1 protein-coding gene is annotated in these 1293 nt (G+C 63.7%); it reads left to right on the forward strand.

Annotation, left to right across the window (positions count from 1 at the left end):
- Positions 1-82 precede the first annotated feature (82 nt).
- Positions 83-1234 (forward strand): IS481 family transposase, encoded by a 1152-nt coding sequence (locus tag ACSFBF_RS36005; protein ID WP_435475174.1) that lies wholly within the window; start codon positions 83-85, stop codon positions 1232-1234.
- Positions 1235-1293: the final 59 nt, after the last annotated feature.

Below are 1293 nucleotides of genomic sequence, written 5' to 3' on the forward strand. Positions count from 1 at the left end.
TGTATGGACCGGGGACCTTGGAAACAGGTGTGCGCGGACATAGGAAACACTTTCGAGGTCGAGACGACCGAGGAAGAGCCCCATGCCCTGGCAACCGAGAGACCTGATGGACACCAAGCGAGAGTTCGTGCAACTGGCTTTGCAAGAGGGAGCGAACCGGCGCGAGCTGTGTCGGCGGTTCGGCATCAGCCCCAAGACCGGCTACTCGCTGCTCAAGCGGCATGCGCTGCAAGGCATGACGCAAGCGTGCACGCCGCGCAGCACACGTCCGTTGACCTCGCCCACGCGCAGCGCCTGCGAGCTGGAGCAGGCAGTGATCGAACTGCGCCGCGTCCACCCCAGCTGGGGCGGACGCAAGATCGCCCGTCGGCTGGCCGACCAGGGCATGAGCGACGTGCCAGCCCCCAGCACGGTCACCAATATCCTGCATCGCCACGGGCTGATCACGCCCGAGTCCAGTCAGGCGAGCGAGCCCTGGTGCCGCTTCGAGCACGAGCAGCCCAATGCCTTGTGGCAGATCGACTTCAAAGGCGACTTCGGCATGGCTGCAGCGCGCTGCTATCCGCTGACCGTGCTGGACGACCATTCGCGCTTCAATCTCGCGTTGAAAGCTTGCCCGGGTGTGAGCATCGACAGCGTGCAGCCGCACTTGGTGCAGGTCTTCACCCGCTACGGGCTGCCGGTGCGTATCAACACGGACAACGGGGCCCCCTGGGGCGCTCCGCGCCAGCCGGGTCATGGGCTGTCCGAATTGGGCGTGTGGCTTATCAGGCTGGGCATCCGAATCAGCCACAGTGCGCCGTATCACCCTCAGACCAACGGCAAGATCGAACGCTTCCATCGCTCGCTGAAGACGGAGTTGCTCGCAGGCCGCAGCTTCGTCGACCTGGCGCATGCCCAAGCGGCCTTCGAGCGCTGGCGCAGCATTTACAACCACGAGCGCCCGCACGATGCGCTGGACCTGCTCACGCCTGCCAAACGCTACGCAATCAGCCCCAGGCCCTACCCGCAGGCCTTGGCGCCCATCGAGTACCAGCCAGACGACACGGTGGTGACGGTCAAGCACAACGGCCAGGCCAACTTCCTGGGACACAAGCTGAAAGTGCCCAATTGCCTTCTGAAGTTGCCCATCGCGTTCCGGGCCGATCCGCAGCACGACGGTCACTTCAACGTGTTCTTCTGCCACCACCCGTTCATGCGGCTGGACTTGAACTCCTTGCTTGTAAAGCGCTAACCTGCCAACGTGTTTCCTATGTCCGCGCACACCTGTTTCCAAGGTCCCCGGTCCATACA

The sequence above is a fragment of the Variovorax nivicola genome (assembly GCF_051216475.1).
Taxonomy (GTDB): Bacteria; Pseudomonadota; Gammaproteobacteria; order Burkholderiales; family Burkholderiaceae_C; genus Variovorax.